Here is a 16,955-nt window from a genome sequence, read left to right as displayed (position 1 = left end):
GGGGCGGCTCTGTTCCTATATGGGGCGGGGGTAAAACATGAACGAAGACTGGATTATACAAACAAAGAACTTAACAAAACAATATAACGGAAAAGGCGGTATCAAAAGCATTTCATTAGATGTGCCGCGCGGTACTGTATTCGGATTTATAGGTCCTAACGGTGCAGGAAAAAGTACGTTTGTGCGAACGATGCTTGGATTGATTCATCCGGATTCTGGAACGGCGCAAATGCTAGGACAGCCGATTGGGACAATAGAATCAAAACGGCGTATTGGCTATTTACCTGAACTGTTTCGCTATCCTGATTGGCTGACTGGTTGGCAGTTACTTGAAACGCATGCGAAATTATGCGATCTTCCTTTTCGGGAGCGGAAAGCAAAAATGAGTGAAGTTATTGAAAAAGTTGGCCTAAAGGGAAGGGAAAAAGAAAAAATTCGCGGTTATTCAAAAGGAATGCAGCAGCGTATTGGACTTGCTTGTGCCCTGCTTTCTGATCCAGAATTGATTTTTTTAGATGAGCCAACATCAGCACTTGATCCAATTGGACGAAAAGAAGTGCGTCATCTAATGGAAGAGCTTCGTGAACAAGGGAAGACAGTATTTTTAAACAGCCATCTATTAAATGAAATTGAACATGTATGTGATCACGTTGCGATTATTAATAAGGGAGAGTTAATTGTACAAGGAGATTGGCGCTCATTAATGATGATTCAAACAGAAGTTGAAGTAACACTTGGCGAAAAGAGCGAATTATTTTTTAAACAACTGCCTTCGTTTATTAAAAACGTAAGGAAGATAGAAGAACAGCAAAATCGTAAACGGTGGATTATCACGCTACAACAAGAAGATGATATTCCTAGATTGTTAGAAGCATTTGTATCACTACATATTCCTGTGTATCAGTTAAATCCGGTTCACCCGCATTTGGAAGATGTGTTTATGTACTGGGTAAATAAGAAAGAGGGGACGCAGCATGTGGACAATCGCCAAGTTATCATTTAAAGAAATTTTGTTAAAGCGTATTTTTACCATTACGTTATGTATGACATTTGCCTTTTTAATATTTTATGGAGTGGCCATCCATTATGCCGTTAGTGAAATCCTTCCAGGAGAATCTAGTGGTATTTCGGCAGCACAAGATTTCATGAACAAAAGTTTTATTTCTACACAGCTGCTTGGAGTGGGTTTATACTTTTCTTCATTTATTACTGCGTTGCTAGCTATTTTAAGTAGTGTTGGCAGTATTGCAAATGAAATTGAAAGTCATCAAATTGATACGTGGCTAACGAGACCGATTTCACGCTTTTCCTTTTTAATGGGAAAATGGATCGGCTTATGTTGCTTACTAATTGCGTACGCAGCCTTTCTATTTATAAGTATCGTGCTCATTCATCAAACAATGGGAGGGAGTACGTTTCATTTAGATTTCACGGCGACGCAGATTATAAAAGCATTGGCTCTTTTCTTGTTACAGCCCGTTATTTTAATTAGCATCGCGATATTACTAAGCACGCGTATGGCGACATTAAATGCTGGCATTGTGTTAATTATTTTGTACGGAACTGGATTTATTGGCGGATTTGTTGAACAAATCGGTACATTGGCACAAAAAACAGCACTTGTAAACATGGGCATAATCGCAAGCCTTTTATTCCCAATTGATACGATGTATCGTAAAATGACAATCTATTTATTTGATTCATCAGATAATCCTTTATCAATAGCCTCACAAGGCGTGTTCGGGAGTGTTTCGACACCGAGTAACATGATGATTGTTTATGCTGTTTTATATGTGTTAGCAGCTATTTTTATAGCGATTCGTACATTTAAATCACGTGATTTATAAGGGGATGAAAAAATACTGACGGAAGACGCACATATTATAGTTAAAGCTCCTTCAATTGTAGAGAAGGAGCTTTAATTATGAGTTTTTTGTTTGTTTTTTCGTAATACAATAGCTATGATTAGCAACATAACGCCTAATAAACATGTGAATATTGGATAAAGTAGAGGAAAGAACATGCTTGGAAATCCTTGCATTATGTCTGAATGATGCCCCATTGACATTAAAACTGTATGCGAGAAATTAATAAGTTTTACACCAAGATTATGATTGCTTCTTTCGTTATAAGTGAAGCGTTCTTCGAAAGAAGTACCATCTTGATTGATACGAATAATTTTCCATTTTCTTTTTTCCATAGGAGCATTATCATCTGTTAATCTCTGCACAAAATAAACTTGCTGTTCATCAGTTCGTTTGTTTTTTACGGTTAATATATCTAACCATGAAAAATACTTGCCACCTTTTTGACGATTGGAGAGCCATATCTCATCAGGAGTAGAAATCTCTTTATTATTTATAAAAAGATGAATCTTAACGATTTCACCAGGAGGAACGTTGTCTTCTACGTCAAAAAAAGTGCGTGGTGCTAGTTTATTTGTTTTTTCTTCTTTTATTTTAAGGTTGATACCATTCACATTTAATTCTTGAATATCTAATGAACTTTCAAATCCATCTTTATTTATATAGGCTTTGTGTATCTCATAAGTGTTTTCTATTTTTGTGACAATCCATAACTCTCTTAGTATATGAAACATCGGAATACAAGAAAGAGCAAGTAAGATGAAAGCAAAAATAAAATAAAAACGAGCTTTTTTCATAAGTTTTCTCCTAAATATAATTATGTATATATCATTACATTATCTTTAATTTATTCTATAATACATTATATTTATAGTTAAATTCCATAAAATGGTATTTTGAGGTGAAAATCCTTCGGCAATTATTTTTTTTATGTTTGTCCTTTTGTATATTGATATTATATAAATTCGATTTAATGTTTCGATATCTTTGTCTAGCTCTGCCTCCTAAGCCCTCATGTCTAAGAACCTTAGTCAATGGGCCTAAACAGTCGGCTTCATTTTTCTTTATAAGTCGCTGCTATGCAGAATACATTATGACCTGCACTTGCGCTCCTTTTGTTTTAAACCTTGCATGTGGCAGAAAAAGGCCCTGACCGTTTCTATGCGCGGCCGGATGCTCTCGCCCTCCCATAAAAAAGAAAGAGGTTTTATGTCGTTTTTTTACTTATATACATATACATGGAGAATTCATATGAACACGATTTCAATTCATTATCTGAATTTCACCAACTATTAATCAGTTGCCTTCCTATTTAAAAACGACTACAATTTTACTGTTATAGATAGAACGAAAAACAACAGAATAGGAGGGGGAAACTATGCCAAGAAAAGTATGGCTATTAGTAGCTGGGATGATTATTAATGTCACGGGTGCTTCTTTTTTATGGCCTTTTAATACAATTTATCTACATGATCACTTAGGAAAATCATTATCTGTGGCCGGAATGGTATTGATGATTAACTCACTTACTGGTGTAATCGGAAATTTACTCGGTGGTGTTTTATTTGATAAGTGGGGCGGATATAAATCAATTTTAGTTGGCATTGTCATTACGCTATTATCGATTTTTGGTCTTGTATTCTTCCATGGCTGGCCAGTTTATGTTATTTGGCTTGCGTTAATTGGATTTGGTTCTGGAATGGTATTTCCATCGATGTATGCGATGGTCGGAACGGTTTGGCCAGAAGGTGGCCGAAGAGCATTTAATGCGATGTATGTTGGGCAAAACGTCGGGATTGCTGTTGGGACGGCATGCGGTGGTCTAGTTGCTTCTTATCGATTTGATTATATTTTCTTAGCGAACTTTATTTTATACTTTGTTTTCTTTTTAATTGCTTTTATTGGATTCCGTGGTATGGAAGATAAAGAAGATAAGCGTGTAGAAGTAAAAGAAAAAACGAAAAAAGGTTGGTCACTTACACCGGGATTCAAGGCACTTCTTATCGTATGTGTAGCATATGCTTTATGCTGGGTTACATATGTACAATGGCAAGGTGCGATTGCAACGTATATGCAAGAGTTAAATATTAGCCTTCGTCACTATAGTTTATTATGGACGATAAACGGGGCGATGATTGTTTGTGCGCAGCCATTAATAAGTATGATTATTCGTGCGATGAAGCGTTCTTTAAAACAACAAATTATGATTGGAATCGGTATTTTTGCAGTGTCATTTATCGTATTAAGCCAAGCGCAGCAATTTACAATGTTCCTTGTTGCGATGGTGACATTAACAATTGGTGAATTATTCGTATGGCCAGCAGTTCCGACGATTGCGAACATTCTTGCGCCAAAGGATAAGCTCGGTTTTTATCAAGGGATTGTAAATAGTGCGGCGACTGTTGGGAAAATGTTTGGGCCAGTTGTCGGCGGAGCGATTGTTGACTTATACAATATGGAAGTATTGTTTATTGCAATCATGGTAATGCTTGTAGTAGCGCTTATCGCAACAAGTATGTATGATAAACAAGTCAAAGTTGAAGAAACAATTGAAGAAAAAATTGCAGTTTAGTTTGACGGAACATGTAACATGTTTTAGAATATATTTTAAATAACTCATATGTATAATAACAGTGAGAAGGAGTAGTAGTAATAGAAGCTGGTTTAGAGAGTTGACGGTTGGTGCAAGTCAATCCACGTTTCGTTATGAACTCGCCTTTGAGTTGCGGTTGTGAAATGAAGTAGCAATTGCCGTTTATCCACGTTACGGATCTAAGCGAATGTATATTAGTGCTTGTTCAAAAAGGAGGATAAAGAAATCGGGTAGCGATCTTTACCGGACGTTTTGAACATCCTTTATTACATTAATTTAGGGTGGTACCGCGGGAATCTATAACCTCTCGTCCCTTTCTAGGGATGAGAGGTTTTTTGTATTTTAGGCGGTGAAAATAAATACAATTTGAATGGAGGGTATCTCATGAGCTTTAATCATCAAGAAATTGAGAAGAAGTGGCAAGCGTATTGGGAAGAGAATAAAACATTCCGTACGCCAGATGAGACAGAAAAACCAAAATTTTATGCACTAGATATGTTCCCATATCCATCAGGGGCTGGGCTACACGTAGGACATCCAGAAGGATATACAGCAACGGATATTTTATCTCGTATGAAACGTATGCAAGGATATAATGTTCTTCATCCAATGGGATGGGATGCATTCGGTCTTCCAGCAGAGCAATATGCACTTGATACTGGAAATAGCCCAGCTGAATTTACAGAGAAAAACATTAACACGTTCCGTAATCAAATTAAAGCATTAGGCTTCTCTTATGATTGGGACCGTGAAGTAAATACAACAGATCCAAACTACTACAAATGGACACAATGGATCTTCTTACAGCTATTTGAAAAAGGATTAGCTTACGTAGATGAAATTCCTGTAAACTGGTGCCCAGCACTTGGTACAGTACTTGCGAACGAAGAAGTAATCGATGGCGTGAGTGAGCGCGGTGGACATCCTGTTGAGCGTCGTCCGATGAAACAATGGATGCTAAAAATCACTGCATATGCAGATCGCCTACTTGAAGATCTAGATGAGCTTGATTGGCCAGAAAGCTTAAAAGATATGCAGCGCAACTGGATCGGTCGCTCTGAAGGTGCAGAAGTACACTTCAACATCGACAGTACAGATAAGAAATTTACAATCTTTACAACGCGTCCTGATACACTATTTGGTGCAACTTACTGCGTACTTGCTCCAGAGCATACACTTGTTGCAGAAATTACAACTGCGGATCAAAAAGAAGCAGTGGAAGCGTACATTGATTCTGTAAAAGCGAAAAGTGATTTAGAGCGTACAGAACTTGCAAAAGAAAAAACAGGCGTATTCACTGGTGCTTATGCAGTTAACCCAGTAAACGGTGAGAAGTTACCAATCTGGATCGCTGACTATGTACTTGCTACTTACGGAACAGGTGCTGTAATGGCAGTTCCAGCTCATGATGAGCGCGATTACGAATTTGCAAAAACATTTGACCTTCCAATGAAAGAAGTTGTAAAAGGCGGAGACATCACAAAAGAAGCACATACAGGTGATGGCGCACACGTAAATTCAGCATTCCTAGATGGTCTAAATAAAGAAGAAGCAATTGTAAAAATGATTGAATGGCTTGAAGTAACAAGTGCAGGAAATCAAAAAGTAACATACCGTCTTCGTGACTGGTTATTCAGCCGTCAACGTTACTGGGGTGAGCCAATTCCAGTTATCCATTGGGAAGATGGCACAATGACAGCTGTGAAAGAAGAAGAATTACCATTAGTTCTTCCAAAAACAGAAAACATTCGTCCATCTGGTACAGGTGAATCACCACTTGCAAATATTGAAGAGTGGATAAATGTTGTCGATCCTGAGACTGGTAAAAAAGGTCGTCGTGAAACAAATACAATGCCGCAATGGGCAGGTAGCTGCTGGTACTACCTACGCTACATCGATCCAAACAACAGCGAAGCACTTGTAGATCCTGAAAAAGTAAAACAATGGCTTCCAGTTGATATTTATATCGGCGGTGCAGAACACGCTGTACTTCACTTACTATATGCTCGTTTCTGGCATAAAGTATTATATGATATCGGTGTGGTTCCAACGAAAGAGCCATTCCAACAATTATTTAACCAAGGTATGATCCTAGGTGAAAACAACGAGAAAATGAGTAAATCAAAAGGTAACGTTGTAAATCCTGATGATATCGTAGCAAGCCATGGTGCAGATACACTTCGTCTTTACGAAATGTTCATGGGACCATTAGATGCTTCAATCGCTTGGTCTGAAAATGGTCTTGATGGAGCTCGTCGTTTCTTAGACCGTGTATGGCGCCTATTCGTTCAAGATAACGGTGAACTAAGTGAGAAAATCACAGATGCACCTAATAAAGAGCTTGAAAAAGCATATCACCAAACAGTGAAGAAAGTTACAGAAGACTATGCAGAGCTTCGCTTTAACACTGCAATTTCGCAAATGATGATGTTCATCAACGATGCATATAAAGCAGAAACACTTCCGAAAGAATATGTAGAAGGCTTTGTGAAAATGATCGCACCAGTTGCACCGCACGTTGCGGAAGAACTTTGGAGCAAGCTTGGTTACAATGAAACAATCACATATGCAAGTTGGCCAACATTCGATGAGTCTAAACTTGTAGAAGATGAAGTTGAAATCGTTGTTCAAGTTATGGGTAAAGTTCGTGCGAAACTGAAAATGAAAAAAGATGCATCAAAAGAAGAAATGGAACAACTTGCTATCGAGGCAGTTAAAGAGCAAATTGAAGGGAAAACAGTTCGTAAAGTAATTGTTGTTCCTGGTAAACTTGTTAATATCGTTGCAAATTAATAAGAAAGAGCAGTCCTTACGAGAAGAGGGCTGCTCTTTTTTTAGAGACAACTGAAAAAAGAGCGGAATTCAAGCATAGACAAACACCTATTCTTCTATGTGAAATATGATAAAAAAGGTAGGCTAAATTGTGAGGAAGAGGTGAAAGAAATGAAAGGGATGGATAATAATGCGCCGCATGGCTTTATGATAGGTGGTGGGGAAGGCGGCTATGCACAAATGATGATGGGAGGATATGGCGGCGGGATCCCAACATGGATGGGAGGGGCAGCAGGAGGAATGCCGACATCCGTAGCAGGAGCACAAATGGGAATGCCTTCGCTTGCTGGAGGAGGAGCAGGAGGAATGCCTATATCTGTAGCAGGGGCACAAATGGGAATGCCTTCGCTTGTTGGAGGGGCAGCAGGAGGAATGCCGACATCTGTAGCAGGAGCGCAAGCGGGAATGCCTTCGTTTACTGGAGGAGCACCAGTCCCTACATCTGTAGCAGGTGTGCCAACAGGAATGCAGGCAGGAGTACCGGGAGGAGTGCCTACAGGATTCCCTGTACCAGGAGTTGGCGTTGTAGCAGGCGGAGTGGGGGCACCTGCTGTTCATGGTCAGCAGCCACACCATGTACATCATGCGCATCACCATGGTCAGCAGCCACACCATGTACATCATGCGCATCACTATGGTCAACAGCCACACCATGTACATCATGCACATCACCATGGTCAACAGCCGCACCATGTACATCATGCACATCACCATGGTCAACAGCACCACCACGGACATCATCATGGCCAACAACAAGTACATCATCATGGACACCATCAAATTCACCCGCAGGCTGTTCTATATCAAACACATCAACACGGACACCACGGTCATCATGGTCACCAGCATCACCATGGCCATCAACATCATCATGGTCATCAACATCAACACGGGCAACAACATCAGTATCAAGGACAACAAACTTGGTATAGTGGAATGGGAACTTCAACAGGAGCAGGACATATGGGGTATTAATGAAATCAAAAACATATTAAAAAATTCTCTTGCACGCAAGGGGATTTTTTATTTGGGAATAGTAAGAGTAAGGAGGTGTTACATATGGGAAAAGGCAGAAGTAATAATGCTGGTAAAAAACAACCGAATTTCAATGATTCATCTAATTTCGCTAAACAAAGTCAACCGACAGAACCGAAGAAAAAATAAGGAAAAGGAGCTATCTATATAGAAAGATAGCTCCTTTTTCATCATATACCGACGCTTCGAAAAAATGAGACGTACAAATAAAAGCTGCTGGAATACTCCTAGCAGCTGCTGTCATATTATTTTTCCGCTTTAGCTAAGGCTTCTTGACGTTGACGCTCAATTTCAGCTCGAAGTTGTGGTTCTGGTGCTTGCCAGCCTTCTGGTTTTAGAATTTTGCCGTCTCCTTCACGGAAGCGTGGTTTTCCATCAGGGAATAGTTTTGCCATATTGGCATTGTTTACAATTTCAAAACCTTTATCTGGACGTACTCCCATTTCCGCAAACGTTCCAAATGCAAAATAAATAAGATCAATCAACGCATCATATTGGTCTTCCACAGTCGTTGCTTCTAAAAATTCTTCCAGTTCTTCTTGCATAAAGCTCGCACGGATTTTTGCGCGCTCTTCCGTTAATTTTGTTGGTACATCTGTAACAGGGTGCCCGAATACCTCGTGCATTTTTGCAACGAGTTCATATCCTTTATCTAAACCTTTTTCGTTAGTCATGTTGTTTCATCCTTTCTTACTTTGTGACGAGTTTCATTGTAACATAAGGAGATTGTTTAATAAAAAGAACATTGTATATGATGTAAGATGCTCATTCGCTACTCCTCTTTCTTTATTAAAAATGATAAAGCGAGATCAATACCAAACATTCCAACAAGCAGCGTTGGTATGACAATAAGTAAATAGCGGGTGAAAGAAACATTTTTTAAGTATGTATGAGCAAATAAAAAGACGCCGAGAAATAAAATCCCATTTAACATAGGCTTTACTAATTTTGTAGACATAAGCTCCCCCGTAAATATCTTTTTTTCTATTTAAAAGCCCCCACTTCAAAACGTGTTAGCGTTTAAGTGGTGGGTAGGTGACGTAATAAAAAACTCCTCTCTCCGTTGTATCACGCTTGAGAGAGGAGTTCAATCTTTATCTTACATTTTGTGGATGATGTATATGTTTGCTTTCACTTCATTCAATGACCCCTGAATTTGTAATATCTACTTTATATTTAACGGTAATAGGTACATCTTTGTACATTTTTTTCCATTCTTTTAATTTGAATGGGCGATAGTTTTGTCTAAATTTCGCTCCAAGTCCAAGAGGATCAACATCTAAAGACTTAAATTGTTTAATGAGTTTTGCAGCCGTAGCATCCAACTGCTTTTCAACGGATTTCGCGGTTTTCTTCGTGTTTTTTTTGTTTTCTAAATTAATTTGTTTTGAAATTTCTTGAATGCGTGCATCTAGTTTTACTGTAATCAAAAAAGAGGGCTTACCCTTCTTTATATCTAAATGGTAAGTAGGAGCGGAATGGATATTGTTAATAATTGTATATCCAGAATCGACTTTGAACTCTTGTGAGTCTAGCCGATGTTTTTCTAGTAACCCTTTAAAAACAAACATATCTTTGTAATCAATTTTTCCAACATACTTATCTTTTTTTAAAAGGCCAATACCAGTAATTTTAATCTTATCTTTACTTTTTTTAAGGATAGGCAAATAAGAATCTTGGCCTGTACGGTAATAGCGAAATGCATCTAAATGTAAGTTGTCTGTAGGTAAAGGGCCGGTTTTCATATTATGTTCTAACATTTTTTTTATATAAATAGCCACATTAGAAGCTGTTGAATACTTTCCTTTTAGCAGATCGAGTCCCTTTCCTTCTAATAATCCTATATACAATGAGTTTCCAATATTCACATCACGAATCAGCGTATCAAAGGTAGTAGATAATCCCTTTTTAGCAAGTTTTGTCGTGAATAAAGCAACGCGCATTTGTCCGCTTGCAAACGGGCGAGAAGACTGTAAAGAAGTATTAGCTTTTACTTGTTTTGATGCATTCCCTGTTCCTTCAAAGACTTCTACTTTATTTCCTTTTTTCTGAACGGGACAAACAAAAGTCACTTTTATTTTATTATCTTTTTCTATATCAAAAACAGTTCCTTGAATAAGCTGAACATCATCGACAATATTTTTTGGTAAGCAGCCAGTCAGACTGAGTAGACAAATACAAGAAAGGAGCGTTAGTTTTCTTTTGATTTTTTCCATTTTCTTTTCACCCACACAATAAGAAATAAGATTGGGATGTATATATACATAAGCCAAAAGCTAGTTTTAGATATATAGCTAATAAAGTCATTAATATCATGCCTATTTGTTAACAAGTGTGAAATGATAATTGTAATGAACATAAAAGTAATCAAAATCTTTCTTTGTTTTACATGAAAGACTTCGTGAGTTCCTCTAGTAGCTGCCCATAAAGGAAGAATAGCACTTGTAAGAATAACAAGAGCATAGCCAGAAATTGCAATATATTCTAACCGTTCTATAAATGGAAGTTTAATGACTTGGGTCATAGAAAGCTGAGACCAAATGGTTTTTGATAACTGTTTTTCACTAAAGAACGCAAAGGCTAAAATTGTACTAAATAAATATAAAAAGGTAGAAAATAATGCACCGTATTGTGCGAATTTATGAGATTTTCTAGGTTCTTTCACAAATGGATAAATCATAAGAAAAATCTCAAAACCAGTCATACTGTAGACGGATAATTTAGCTGCTTTTAAAATGTCGTTAAATGAATGAGAAAAAATAGGTAGCAAATTGTCCCAATGAGCGTATTTTAGGATGAATAGGCTGAGGAAAATATACCCTAATGTTCCAGTGATAGAGATGACACAAATACCGGTAATGACACGGAATCCTGATGAAATGATGTAATAGCCTACTAAACATAGAAAGAATGTTAACACCCAAGTAGAAGCAGTGGGAAACATCCATACTTGAATAATTTCAACGTATGTTCGAACAACGGTAACACTTAATAAGAAAAAATAAGCTATAAAGATCACGCTAATTCCATTTCCAAGCCATTTGCCAAAGGTTTTCCTGTGCAAATCGATTAAGTTACCTTCGCTATCTTTTAATAAGAAATACATCATCCATATGAGAATTTGGATGAAAATTCCTGTAATAAGAACACCGATCCAGGCATCGTATCCTGCAGCTTTGGCAATGATACGGGCGAATCCAAGAACCCCAGCACCAAATTGTGCACTATGAATTAAGAAGAAGACGAATATGGGGGAAATTTGATATTCTGTTTTAATTTTACTCATAGACGCACCCCTCTTCTTAGTCATCAAAATCCGATGTATGTTTTGTTGAGATTCCTTTTGCTGATTTTTTTACATGTTGTGGCCGTGCTTGAATATCTCTTGTATCAATCATAGATAACGGCAATCTAATCCAAGAATCTTTTAATGCTTGTAGCCTTGCTGGATAAAAGAGTGCAAATGGTTTCCGTAAAGAAGAAAGTCTGAATAGATGAGTAAATAAAAGGGTAAAGCCTAACGAAATTCCTAATAGACCACCTAATTCTGCAAATAAAAGGAATGGAAAGCGCAGTAAGCGAACTGCATTCCCCATCTTATAAATCGGCGTGATAAAGGAAGCCAATGCGGATAAAGCGACAATGATTAATAAAATATTACTTGTTAGTCCTGCTTGAACAGATGCTTGTCCAATTACGATACCACCTACAATACCAAGTGTTTGTCCTACCTTCATTGGCAGTCTGGCCCCGGCCTCTCTAAGCAAATCAATAGCAAGTTCTAGAAAGATAGCTTCTATTAAAGGAGGAAAAGGAACTTGTGCCCTTGATAAAATTAATGTTTCTAGTAGATCGCTTGGAATTAATTCGTAATGATAACTTAAAACGGCAACGTATAGTGGTGTTGCACAGATAGAGAACAGAACAGCGATAAGTCGTAAAAATCTTGAAAACGTAGCGTAAAGCCAAGATACGTTGTAATCCTCTGGTGAAACGAAAAAATCAAAGTATGAAACAGGAGTGAGTAAGATGTTTGGTGAACCATCCACAAAAATAGCGATTTTCCCATCAATTAATGCGGTTGTTACTCGGTCTGTACGTTCTGTATTAATAAATAATGGGAAGATTGATTTTTCTCCCATCAATTCTTGAATATAAGAGCTGTCGTTAATTTGATCATATTCAATTGTACGAAGCGATTCTTCTAAATAATCAACATTTTCTTTTTCAGCCAGATTCTCTAAATACATCATGACAACTTTTGTTTTAGAGAATTTTCCAATGATAACTTCCTTTGTTTGTAACGCTAACACCGGAAGGCGTTTACGTACTAGGTTAATATTGGTATCAATATCTTCTACAAATCCCTCTTGAGGACCAATGACTGTAGATTCGTTTAGCGGAACAGTTGGAGCCCGGTAATTATCTATAGCAATATTTGCTAATATACACTTTTGATCTTGATTATGTAGCTGGACAATGGCGTGTCCTTTTAGAACCATATCCTCAATTTTTTGCAGGTCATTTGTGATGGTAACGCCGCTCATTGGAATATGTTCCTTCAATTCTTCAAGTGAGGAACAGGTTCGCTCTAATAGTGCGGGCATTAAATACTTCTGTAATTTCTCTCCATCAAGTGACGGACGATAATAGGAAATCCAATAGGGCATCGTTTCATCATCTGACGTATGGTAACTCACAAAATCACTAGATGCTTTTAGCTTTTCTAGTAAATCTTGCAGAGAATGAACATGTTCTTGTTCTGGTTTACTAAAGTCATAAATGCTGTTACCACTAGTATTTTTCTCAGATTGTTGTCGCTTGTCTTGTGTCGGCCTCTCTTGTTTCGTAGTGTAAGTAGACTGTTGTTGCTTGTCTTGTGTTTGCGCCTCATGTTTCGTAGCGTAAGCAGATTGCTGTTGCTTGTCTTGTGTTTGCGCCTCATGTTTCGCAGTGTAAGCAGATTGTTGTTGTTTGTCTTGTGTTTGTGCTTCATGTTTCGCAGTGTAAGCAGACTGTTGTTGTTTGCCATTGGTTTGTGCTGCTTGTTTTTCATCCTGAACAGATAGTTGCTTATCTTTCTTTGGCTCGTGTTTATTCTTAGGTTGTTTCATATCTTTCGTTTTATCTTCTAGTTTGTTTTTTTGTTTTGCCTTTACATTAGCAGTTTGTTCTTTTGATTTTTTTTTCTTTCGTAACCATTTCCAAATCATATGTATTCCCTCTTTGGTGATGTAAGATAATGTTATTTTGTGGACGATTTTGTATATTATGCACTTATTTCAGAAAAGAAGCAGGAGAATGATTTTCTAGGGAAAAAACCTCTTTAGTGGGTAATTTTTTAAAACTATAGTGAGGAGGAGAAGCTTGTGCAAGATGTAAAAAAAGAAAGGTTCCAATTGAAAGAATTCACCTTTGAAAACGGCAGGAAGATACCTGTCCAAATTGGATATGAAACATATGGGAGATTAAATAGAGAGAAATCAAATGCAATTTTAGTTTGTCATTATTTTAGTGCAACAAGTCATGCGGCGGGAACATATACAGAGGAAGATCCTGTACCAGGTTGGTGGGATGGGCTAATTGGACCAGGGAAAGCAATTGATACAAATCAATATTTTGTCATATGTACCGATAACCTTTGCAATGTACAAGTGAAAAATCCTTACGTAATTACAACAGGACCAAAATCAGTAAACCCAATAATAGGTTTTGAATATGGAATGGATTTTCCTGTATTTACATTTTTAGATGTGGCACGTGTACAATATGAGTTAGTGAAAGATATGGGAATTGAAAGGCTGCATGCCGTAATGGGACCGTCAGCTGGTGGGATGATTGCACAGCAATGGGCTGTTCATTATCCACATATGGTGGAGCGGATGATTGGAGTGATTACGAATCCGGAAAATCCGATTATAACATCGGTGAATGTATTGCAAAATGCGATTGATTCGATTCAGCTGGATCCAAATTGGAATAATGGAAACTATGGTGATCAGCAACCAACGCAGGGGCTGTATTTAGCTAGGAAAATGATGTTTATGGGTGCTTTTGATGCGCATTATTATGAAAGGACATTTCCGCGTAATCATGCAGAAATAGCACCTTATAAAGAATTTTCTACACTGACATCATTTGAGAAAAATATAAATGAATTGACAATGCAAAACATTGCTTTTGTGGATGCAAATTCATGGATGTATATGGCAAAAGCGACGTTATTACATGATATTGCACATGGTTTTTCTTCTTTAGATGAGGCTCTTTCGCAAATAGAGGCTAATGTACTAATGATTCCATGTAAACAAGATTTACTGCAACCACCGCGCTATAACTATAAGATGGTAGATATACTGCAAACGCAAGGGAAATATGCAGAAGTTTATGAAATTGAAAGTATAAATGGGCATATGGCTGGAGTGCTAGACGTTCATTTATTTGAAAAGAAAGTGTATAAGTTTTTGAATCGGAAGATATCTAGTTTTGTATAAAAGGTGCGAAGTCAGCAACAAGCACCTTTCTTTATACAACTTTTAAACGGAAAATATATGTGGAAATGCATACTCCGAAGAAAGCTATACCGAGCAATAGAAATAGGAATGATATTTCTTGAAAAGATAGCTTCTTGTAATTTTTCTTCATGCTAAGCGTAATGATTGCGAGAATAACAAAAATAAGGCTTATCAAGAAAAGTAAAAGTGTTATTTCAATCGACTCCTTTCGTCAAACAAGTATATTGAGGATACAATGTGAAAGCATGATTTGTAAAGAAGAGAGATTTGCAGCAAGGTTGAGAAAGAATGGGACGAAGGAAAGCTTTTCAATTCTTTGCGTTCCTTCGTCTGCATGCTAAAATTGGTGAGTAAAGAAGAAATGTACTACTTAGAGTTTCAATGTATACAAGGAGGAAAGACATATGACAGAAGTAAAAACAATTACAACAGAAGAAGTGCAAGAACGTTTAGAAAATGGAGAAACGTTATTTTTAGTAGATGTACGTGAAGATGAGGAAGTGGCACAAGGGAAAATTCCAGAAGCTGTACATATTAAAATGGGAGATATCCCAAATAAAGTGGATTTCTTTGATAAGGAAAATGAATATATTTTTATTTGTCGATCAGGAATGCGCAGTGAAAATGTATGCCACTATTTAAATGAACAAGGATTTAAAACAGTGAATATGGTCGGCGGTATGCTACAGTATGCAGGGGAAATCAAATAATTTGTTTAAAAACTTGAAACGTGTCTGTTTCAAGTTTTTTTTTTGTGCATACAGTGTACAAAAGGAGGTAGGTGAATTGAGTGCGCGAATTCGTAAGATAAAAATTATAAATAATACAGGCGCGGTGAATGTTGGCGATTATTACGATGTTTCACCTGTAGCTGTACAAAAAACATTTGCTGGATCTGGTGGATCGAGTATAGCTCATTTTTTAAATGGACAACGTCAGCCACCGGTTACACCTAGAACACCAGAATTCATTCCGCCAGCAGAAACGGGTGAGGTAGCATTAGGTCGATAAAGGAAAGGTTGAGTACGTATGCCTGCCAATATTAAAGAATTTGTAATTGTAAATAATTACGGAAATCTATTTACGGGAGATAATTTGAGAGACACCTCATTTGTTGCATCTAAAACATATAGTGGGGCAGTTGGATCGACTTGCATTGATGTTGTAACGGTAATTGGAACAGCCACGAATCTTTGCTTACAGCCAGGGGATACAGTCACAACGACGTATACGAGGGGAACAACACAAGCAGGAACACAAATAGGAACACAAACAGGAACAAATATAAATGCTTCTTTAAGTGGAAATACGTCTAATATTCAACAGCCTGTGCCGAATACAATGAGTACGGATTCAGTTCCTGGTGTGTAAATGTATTTTGGTATGTATAAATAAAAAAATAATCCCCTGAAGGATTATTTTTTTATTTGCACTGGCATGCGTTTTCGGTAAATAACATAGCTGCGGTGTAAGTATTTTACAGGGGCGCTAAAAACATGTACAAGTCGTGTAAATGGCCACGTTGCAAAAAGTCCCATCGCTGCAATGATATGAATTTTAAACCAAAGAGGTACGTCCGCCATATATTCCACTTTCGGCTGGAAAATGAAGAGGCTGCGGAACCATGGGCCAATTGTTGTACGATAATCAAAGCCTTTTGAATCAATATTTAAAAAGGTAGAAGAAAGTCCGGCTAACATGACAATGAATAGTAGAATGAGAGCTACATAATCTCCCTTCGTACTTGTTGCAATAATACGTTTTACTGTAAAGCGGCGGTACATTAAAATGAGTAATCCAAGGATAGAAGCAATCCCCGCTGGAAGCCCGAAGCCAATGGCCATTATATGATAGGTATGTTCCGAAATACCGAGTGAGCTATATACAGATTCTGGGATTAAAATACCCATAACATGTCCGCCTATGACAAACATAATCCCGAAATGAAAGAGCAAACTCCCGGCTCGGAGCATTTTCTTTTCTAACAGTTCACTAGACTTTGATGTCCATCCAAATTGATCATAGTTGTATCTGAAAATGTGCCCACCAATGAAGATTGCGAAAATGATATAGGGGAACAACACCCATAAAAATTGATCCATCATGTTTACAACA

Annotated in this window: 17 protein-coding genes and 1 other annotated feature; of the genes, 9 read left to right on the top strand and 8 right to left on the bottom strand. The window is 37.5% G+C overall.

Annotated features, from left to right (window positions below):
• The first annotated feature begins 37 nt into the window (after positions 1-37).
• Complete coding sequence (locus ACIQ7L_RS09160) at positions 38-1,003, top strand: ABC transporter ATP-binding protein (protein ID WP_400568408.1); 966 nt, start codon at positions 38-40, stop codon at positions 1,001-1,003.
• Positions 975-1,847 carry an ABC transporter permease gene (locus ACIQ7L_RS09155; RefSeq protein WP_400568406.1) on the top strand — a complete coding sequence of 291 codons (873 nt, stop codon included), beginning with the start codon at positions 975-977 and terminating at the stop codon, positions 1,845-1,847. Before ACIQ7L_RS09160 ends, ACIQ7L_RS09155 begins: the two co-directional genes overlap by 29 nt.
• 71 nt (positions 1,848-1,918) lie before the next feature.
• Here ACIQ7L_RS09155 and ACIQ7L_RS09150 read toward each other — a convergent pair whose 3' ends face one another.
• Positions 1,919-2,662, bottom strand: coding sequence for a hypothetical protein (locus ACIQ7L_RS09150; protein ID WP_400568405.1), 744 nt, complete (start codon positions 2,660-2,662; stop codon positions 1,919-1,921).
• A 581-nt stretch (positions 2,663-3,243) separates the two neighbouring features.
• Between ACIQ7L_RS09150 and ACIQ7L_RS09145 the strand changes: the two genes are divergently transcribed.
• The 3 genes from ACIQ7L_RS09145 to ACIQ7L_RS09135 all read left to right on the top strand — a co-directional run bounded on the left by ACIQ7L_RS09145 (position 3,244) and on the right by ACIQ7L_RS09135 (position 8,265).
• The gene (locus ACIQ7L_RS09145) at positions 3,244-4,437 is read left to right on the top strand and encodes an MDR family MFS transporter (protein ID WP_400568403.1); all 1,194 of its coding nucleotides are present in this window, start codon (positions 3,244-3,246) and stop codon (positions 4,435-4,437) included.
• A 52-nt stretch (positions 4,438-4,489) separates the two neighbouring features.
• Positions 4,490-4,776: a binding site (T-box leader), on the top strand.
• Between the two features lie 66 nt (positions 4,777-4,842).
• On the top strand, positions 4,843-7,251 hold the full coding sequence (leuS, locus tag ACIQ7L_RS09140) for a leucine--tRNA ligase (RefSeq protein WP_400568401.1): 2,409 nt from the start codon (positions 4,843-4,845) through the stop codon (positions 7,249-7,251).
• Between the two features lie 150 nt (positions 7,252-7,401).
• Positions 7,402-8,265 carry a hypothetical protein gene (locus tag ACIQ7L_RS09135; protein WP_400568399.1) on the top strand — a complete coding sequence of 288 codons (864 nt, stop codon included), beginning with the start codon at positions 7,402-7,404 and terminating at the stop codon, positions 8,263-8,265.
• 305 nt (positions 8,266-8,570) lie between these two features.
• On the opposite strand, the gene ACIQ7L_RS09130 is transcribed toward ACIQ7L_RS09135, so the two are convergent.
• The 5 genes from ACIQ7L_RS09130 to ACIQ7L_RS09110 form a co-directional block, all read right to left on the bottom strand.
• Positions 8,571-8,999, bottom strand: a complete 429-nt coding sequence (locus ACIQ7L_RS09130; protein ID WP_097898048.1) for a pyrophosphohydrolase domain-containing protein — start codon at positions 8,997-8,999, stop codon at positions 8,571-8,573.
• A 98-nt stretch (positions 9,000-9,097) separates the two neighbouring features.
• Entirely contained in the window at positions 9,098-9,283 is a 186-nt protein-coding gene (locus tag ACIQ7L_RS09125; protein ID WP_400568397.1) for a hypothetical protein, read from the bottom strand.
• A 178-nt stretch (positions 9,284-9,461) separates the two neighbouring features.
• Positions 9,462-10,541: a Ger(x)C family spore germination protein gene (locus ACIQ7L_RS09120; RefSeq protein WP_400568395.1), complete on the bottom strand. Its 1,080-nt coding sequence runs from the start codon at positions 10,539-10,541 to the stop codon at positions 9,462-9,464.
• Positions 10,517-11,611 (bottom strand): spore germination protein, encoded by a 1,095-nt coding sequence (locus ACIQ7L_RS09115; RefSeq protein ID WP_400568394.1) that lies wholly within the window; start codon positions 11,609-11,611, stop codon positions 10,517-10,519. Before ACIQ7L_RS09115 ends, ACIQ7L_RS09120 begins: the two co-directional genes overlap by 25 nt.
• Before the next feature lie 16 nt (positions 11,612-11,627).
• On the bottom strand, positions 11,628-13,538 hold the full coding sequence (locus tag ACIQ7L_RS09110) for a spore germination protein (RefSeq protein WP_400568392.1): 1,911 nt from the start codon (positions 13,536-13,538) through the stop codon (positions 11,628-11,630).
• 156 nt (positions 13,539-13,694) lie between these two features.
• On the opposite strand from ACIQ7L_RS09110, the gene ACIQ7L_RS09105 reads away from it, so the two are divergent.
• Positions 13,695-14,819, top strand: coding sequence for a homoserine O-acetyltransferase family protein (locus ACIQ7L_RS09105; RefSeq protein ID WP_400568390.1), 1,125 nt, complete (start codon positions 13,695-13,697; stop codon positions 14,817-14,819).
• Between the two features lie 31 nt (positions 14,820-14,850).
• Here ACIQ7L_RS09105 and ACIQ7L_RS09100 read toward each other — a convergent pair whose 3' ends face one another.
• The gene (locus ACIQ7L_RS09100; protein WP_400568616.1) at positions 14,851-15,033 is read right to left on the bottom strand and encodes a hypothetical protein; all 183 of its coding nucleotides are present in this window, start codon (positions 15,031-15,033) and stop codon (positions 14,851-14,853) included.
• Between the two features lie 211 nt (positions 15,034-15,244).
• Here ACIQ7L_RS09100 and ACIQ7L_RS09095 point away from each other — a divergent pair, with 211 nt between their 5' ends.
• The 3 genes from ACIQ7L_RS09095 (at position 15,245) to ACIQ7L_RS09085 (ending at position 16,211) form a co-directional block, all read left to right on the top strand.
• Complete coding sequence (locus tag ACIQ7L_RS09095) at positions 15,245-15,550, top strand: rhodanese-like domain-containing protein (RefSeq protein WP_400568388.1); 306 nt, start codon at positions 15,245-15,247, stop codon at positions 15,548-15,550.
• A 76-nt stretch (positions 15,551-15,626) separates the two neighbouring features.
• The gene (locus tag ACIQ7L_RS09090) at positions 15,627-15,851 is read left to right on the top strand and encodes a spore germination protein (RefSeq protein ID WP_400568386.1); all 225 of its coding nucleotides are present in this window, start codon (positions 15,627-15,629) and stop codon (positions 15,849-15,851) included.
• Between the two features lie 18 nt (positions 15,852-15,869).
• The gene (locus ACIQ7L_RS09085; protein ID WP_400568384.1) at positions 15,870-16,211 is read left to right on the top strand and encodes a hypothetical protein; all 342 of its coding nucleotides are present in this window, start codon (positions 15,870-15,872) and stop codon (positions 16,209-16,211) included.
• Positions 16,212-16,255: 44 nt separating this feature from the next.
• Here the strand turns inward: ACIQ7L_RS09085 and narI are convergent, their stop codons facing one another.
• Positions 16,256-16,945 (bottom strand): respiratory nitrate reductase subunit gamma, encoded by a 690-nt coding sequence (gene narI / locus ACIQ7L_RS09080; protein WP_400568382.1) that lies wholly within the window; start codon positions 16,943-16,945, stop codon positions 16,256-16,258.
• Positions 16,946-16,955 lie beyond the last annotated feature (10 nt).

The sequence above is a fragment of the Bacillus sp. NPDC094106 genome (assembly GCF_044764345.1).
Lineage (GTDB): Bacteria > Bacillota > Bacilli > Bacillales > Bacillaceae_G > Bacillus_A.
This window is presented reverse-complemented; position numbering and strand designations above follow the sequence as displayed.

Excerpts from the sequence above, each read along its gene's own strand:
- ACIQ7L_RS09160 (WP_400568408.1), top strand. The coding sequence starts at position 38 with ATGAACGAAGACTGGATTATACAAACAAAGAACTTAACAAAACAATAT.
- ACIQ7L_RS09155 (WP_400568406.1), top strand. The coding sequence starts at position 975 with ATGTGGACAATCGCCAAGTTATCATTTAAAGAAATTTTGTTAAAGCGT.
- ACIQ7L_RS09150 (WP_400568405.1), bottom strand. The coding sequence starts at position 2,662 with ATGAAAAAAGCTCGTTTTTATTTTATTTTTGCTTTCATCTTACTTGCT.
- ACIQ7L_RS09145 (WP_400568403.1), top strand. The coding sequence starts at position 3,244 with ATGCCAAGAAAAGTATGGCTATTAGTAGCTGGGATGATTATTAATGTC.
- leuS (WP_400568401.1), top strand. The coding sequence starts at position 4,843 with ATGAGCTTTAATCATCAAGAAATTGAGAAGAAGTGGCAAGCGTATTGG.
- ACIQ7L_RS09135 (WP_400568399.1), top strand. The coding sequence starts at position 7,402 with ATGAAAGGGATGGATAATAATGCGCCGCATGGCTTTATGATAGGTGGT.
- ACIQ7L_RS09130 (WP_097898048.1), bottom strand. The coding sequence starts at position 8,999 with ATGACTAACGAAAAAGGTTTAGATAAAGGATATGAACTCGTTGCAAAA.
- ACIQ7L_RS09125 (WP_400568397.1), bottom strand. The coding sequence starts at position 9,283 with ATGTCTACAAAATTAGTAAAGCCTATGTTAAATGGGATTTTATTTCTC.
- ACIQ7L_RS09120 (WP_400568395.1), bottom strand. The coding sequence starts at position 10,541 with ATGGAAAAAATCAAAAGAAAACTAACGCTCCTTTCTTGTATTTGTCTA.
- ACIQ7L_RS09115 (WP_400568394.1), bottom strand. The coding sequence starts at position 11,611 with ATGAGTAAAATTAAAACAGAATATCAAATTTCCCCCATATTCGTCTTC.
- ACIQ7L_RS09110 (WP_400568392.1), bottom strand. The coding sequence starts at position 13,538 with ATGATTTGGAAATGGTTACGAAAGAAAAAAAAATCAAAAGAACAAACT.
- ACIQ7L_RS09095 (WP_400568388.1), top strand. The coding sequence starts at position 15,245 with ATGACAGAAGTAAAAACAATTACAACAGAAGAAGTGCAAGAACGTTTA.
- ACIQ7L_RS09085 (WP_400568384.1), top strand. The coding sequence starts at position 15,870 with ATGCCTGCCAATATTAAAGAATTTGTAATTGTAAATAATTACGGAAAT.
- narI (WP_400568382.1), bottom strand. The coding sequence starts at position 16,945 with ATGATGGATCAATTTTTATGGGTGTTGTTCCCCTATATCATTTTCGCA.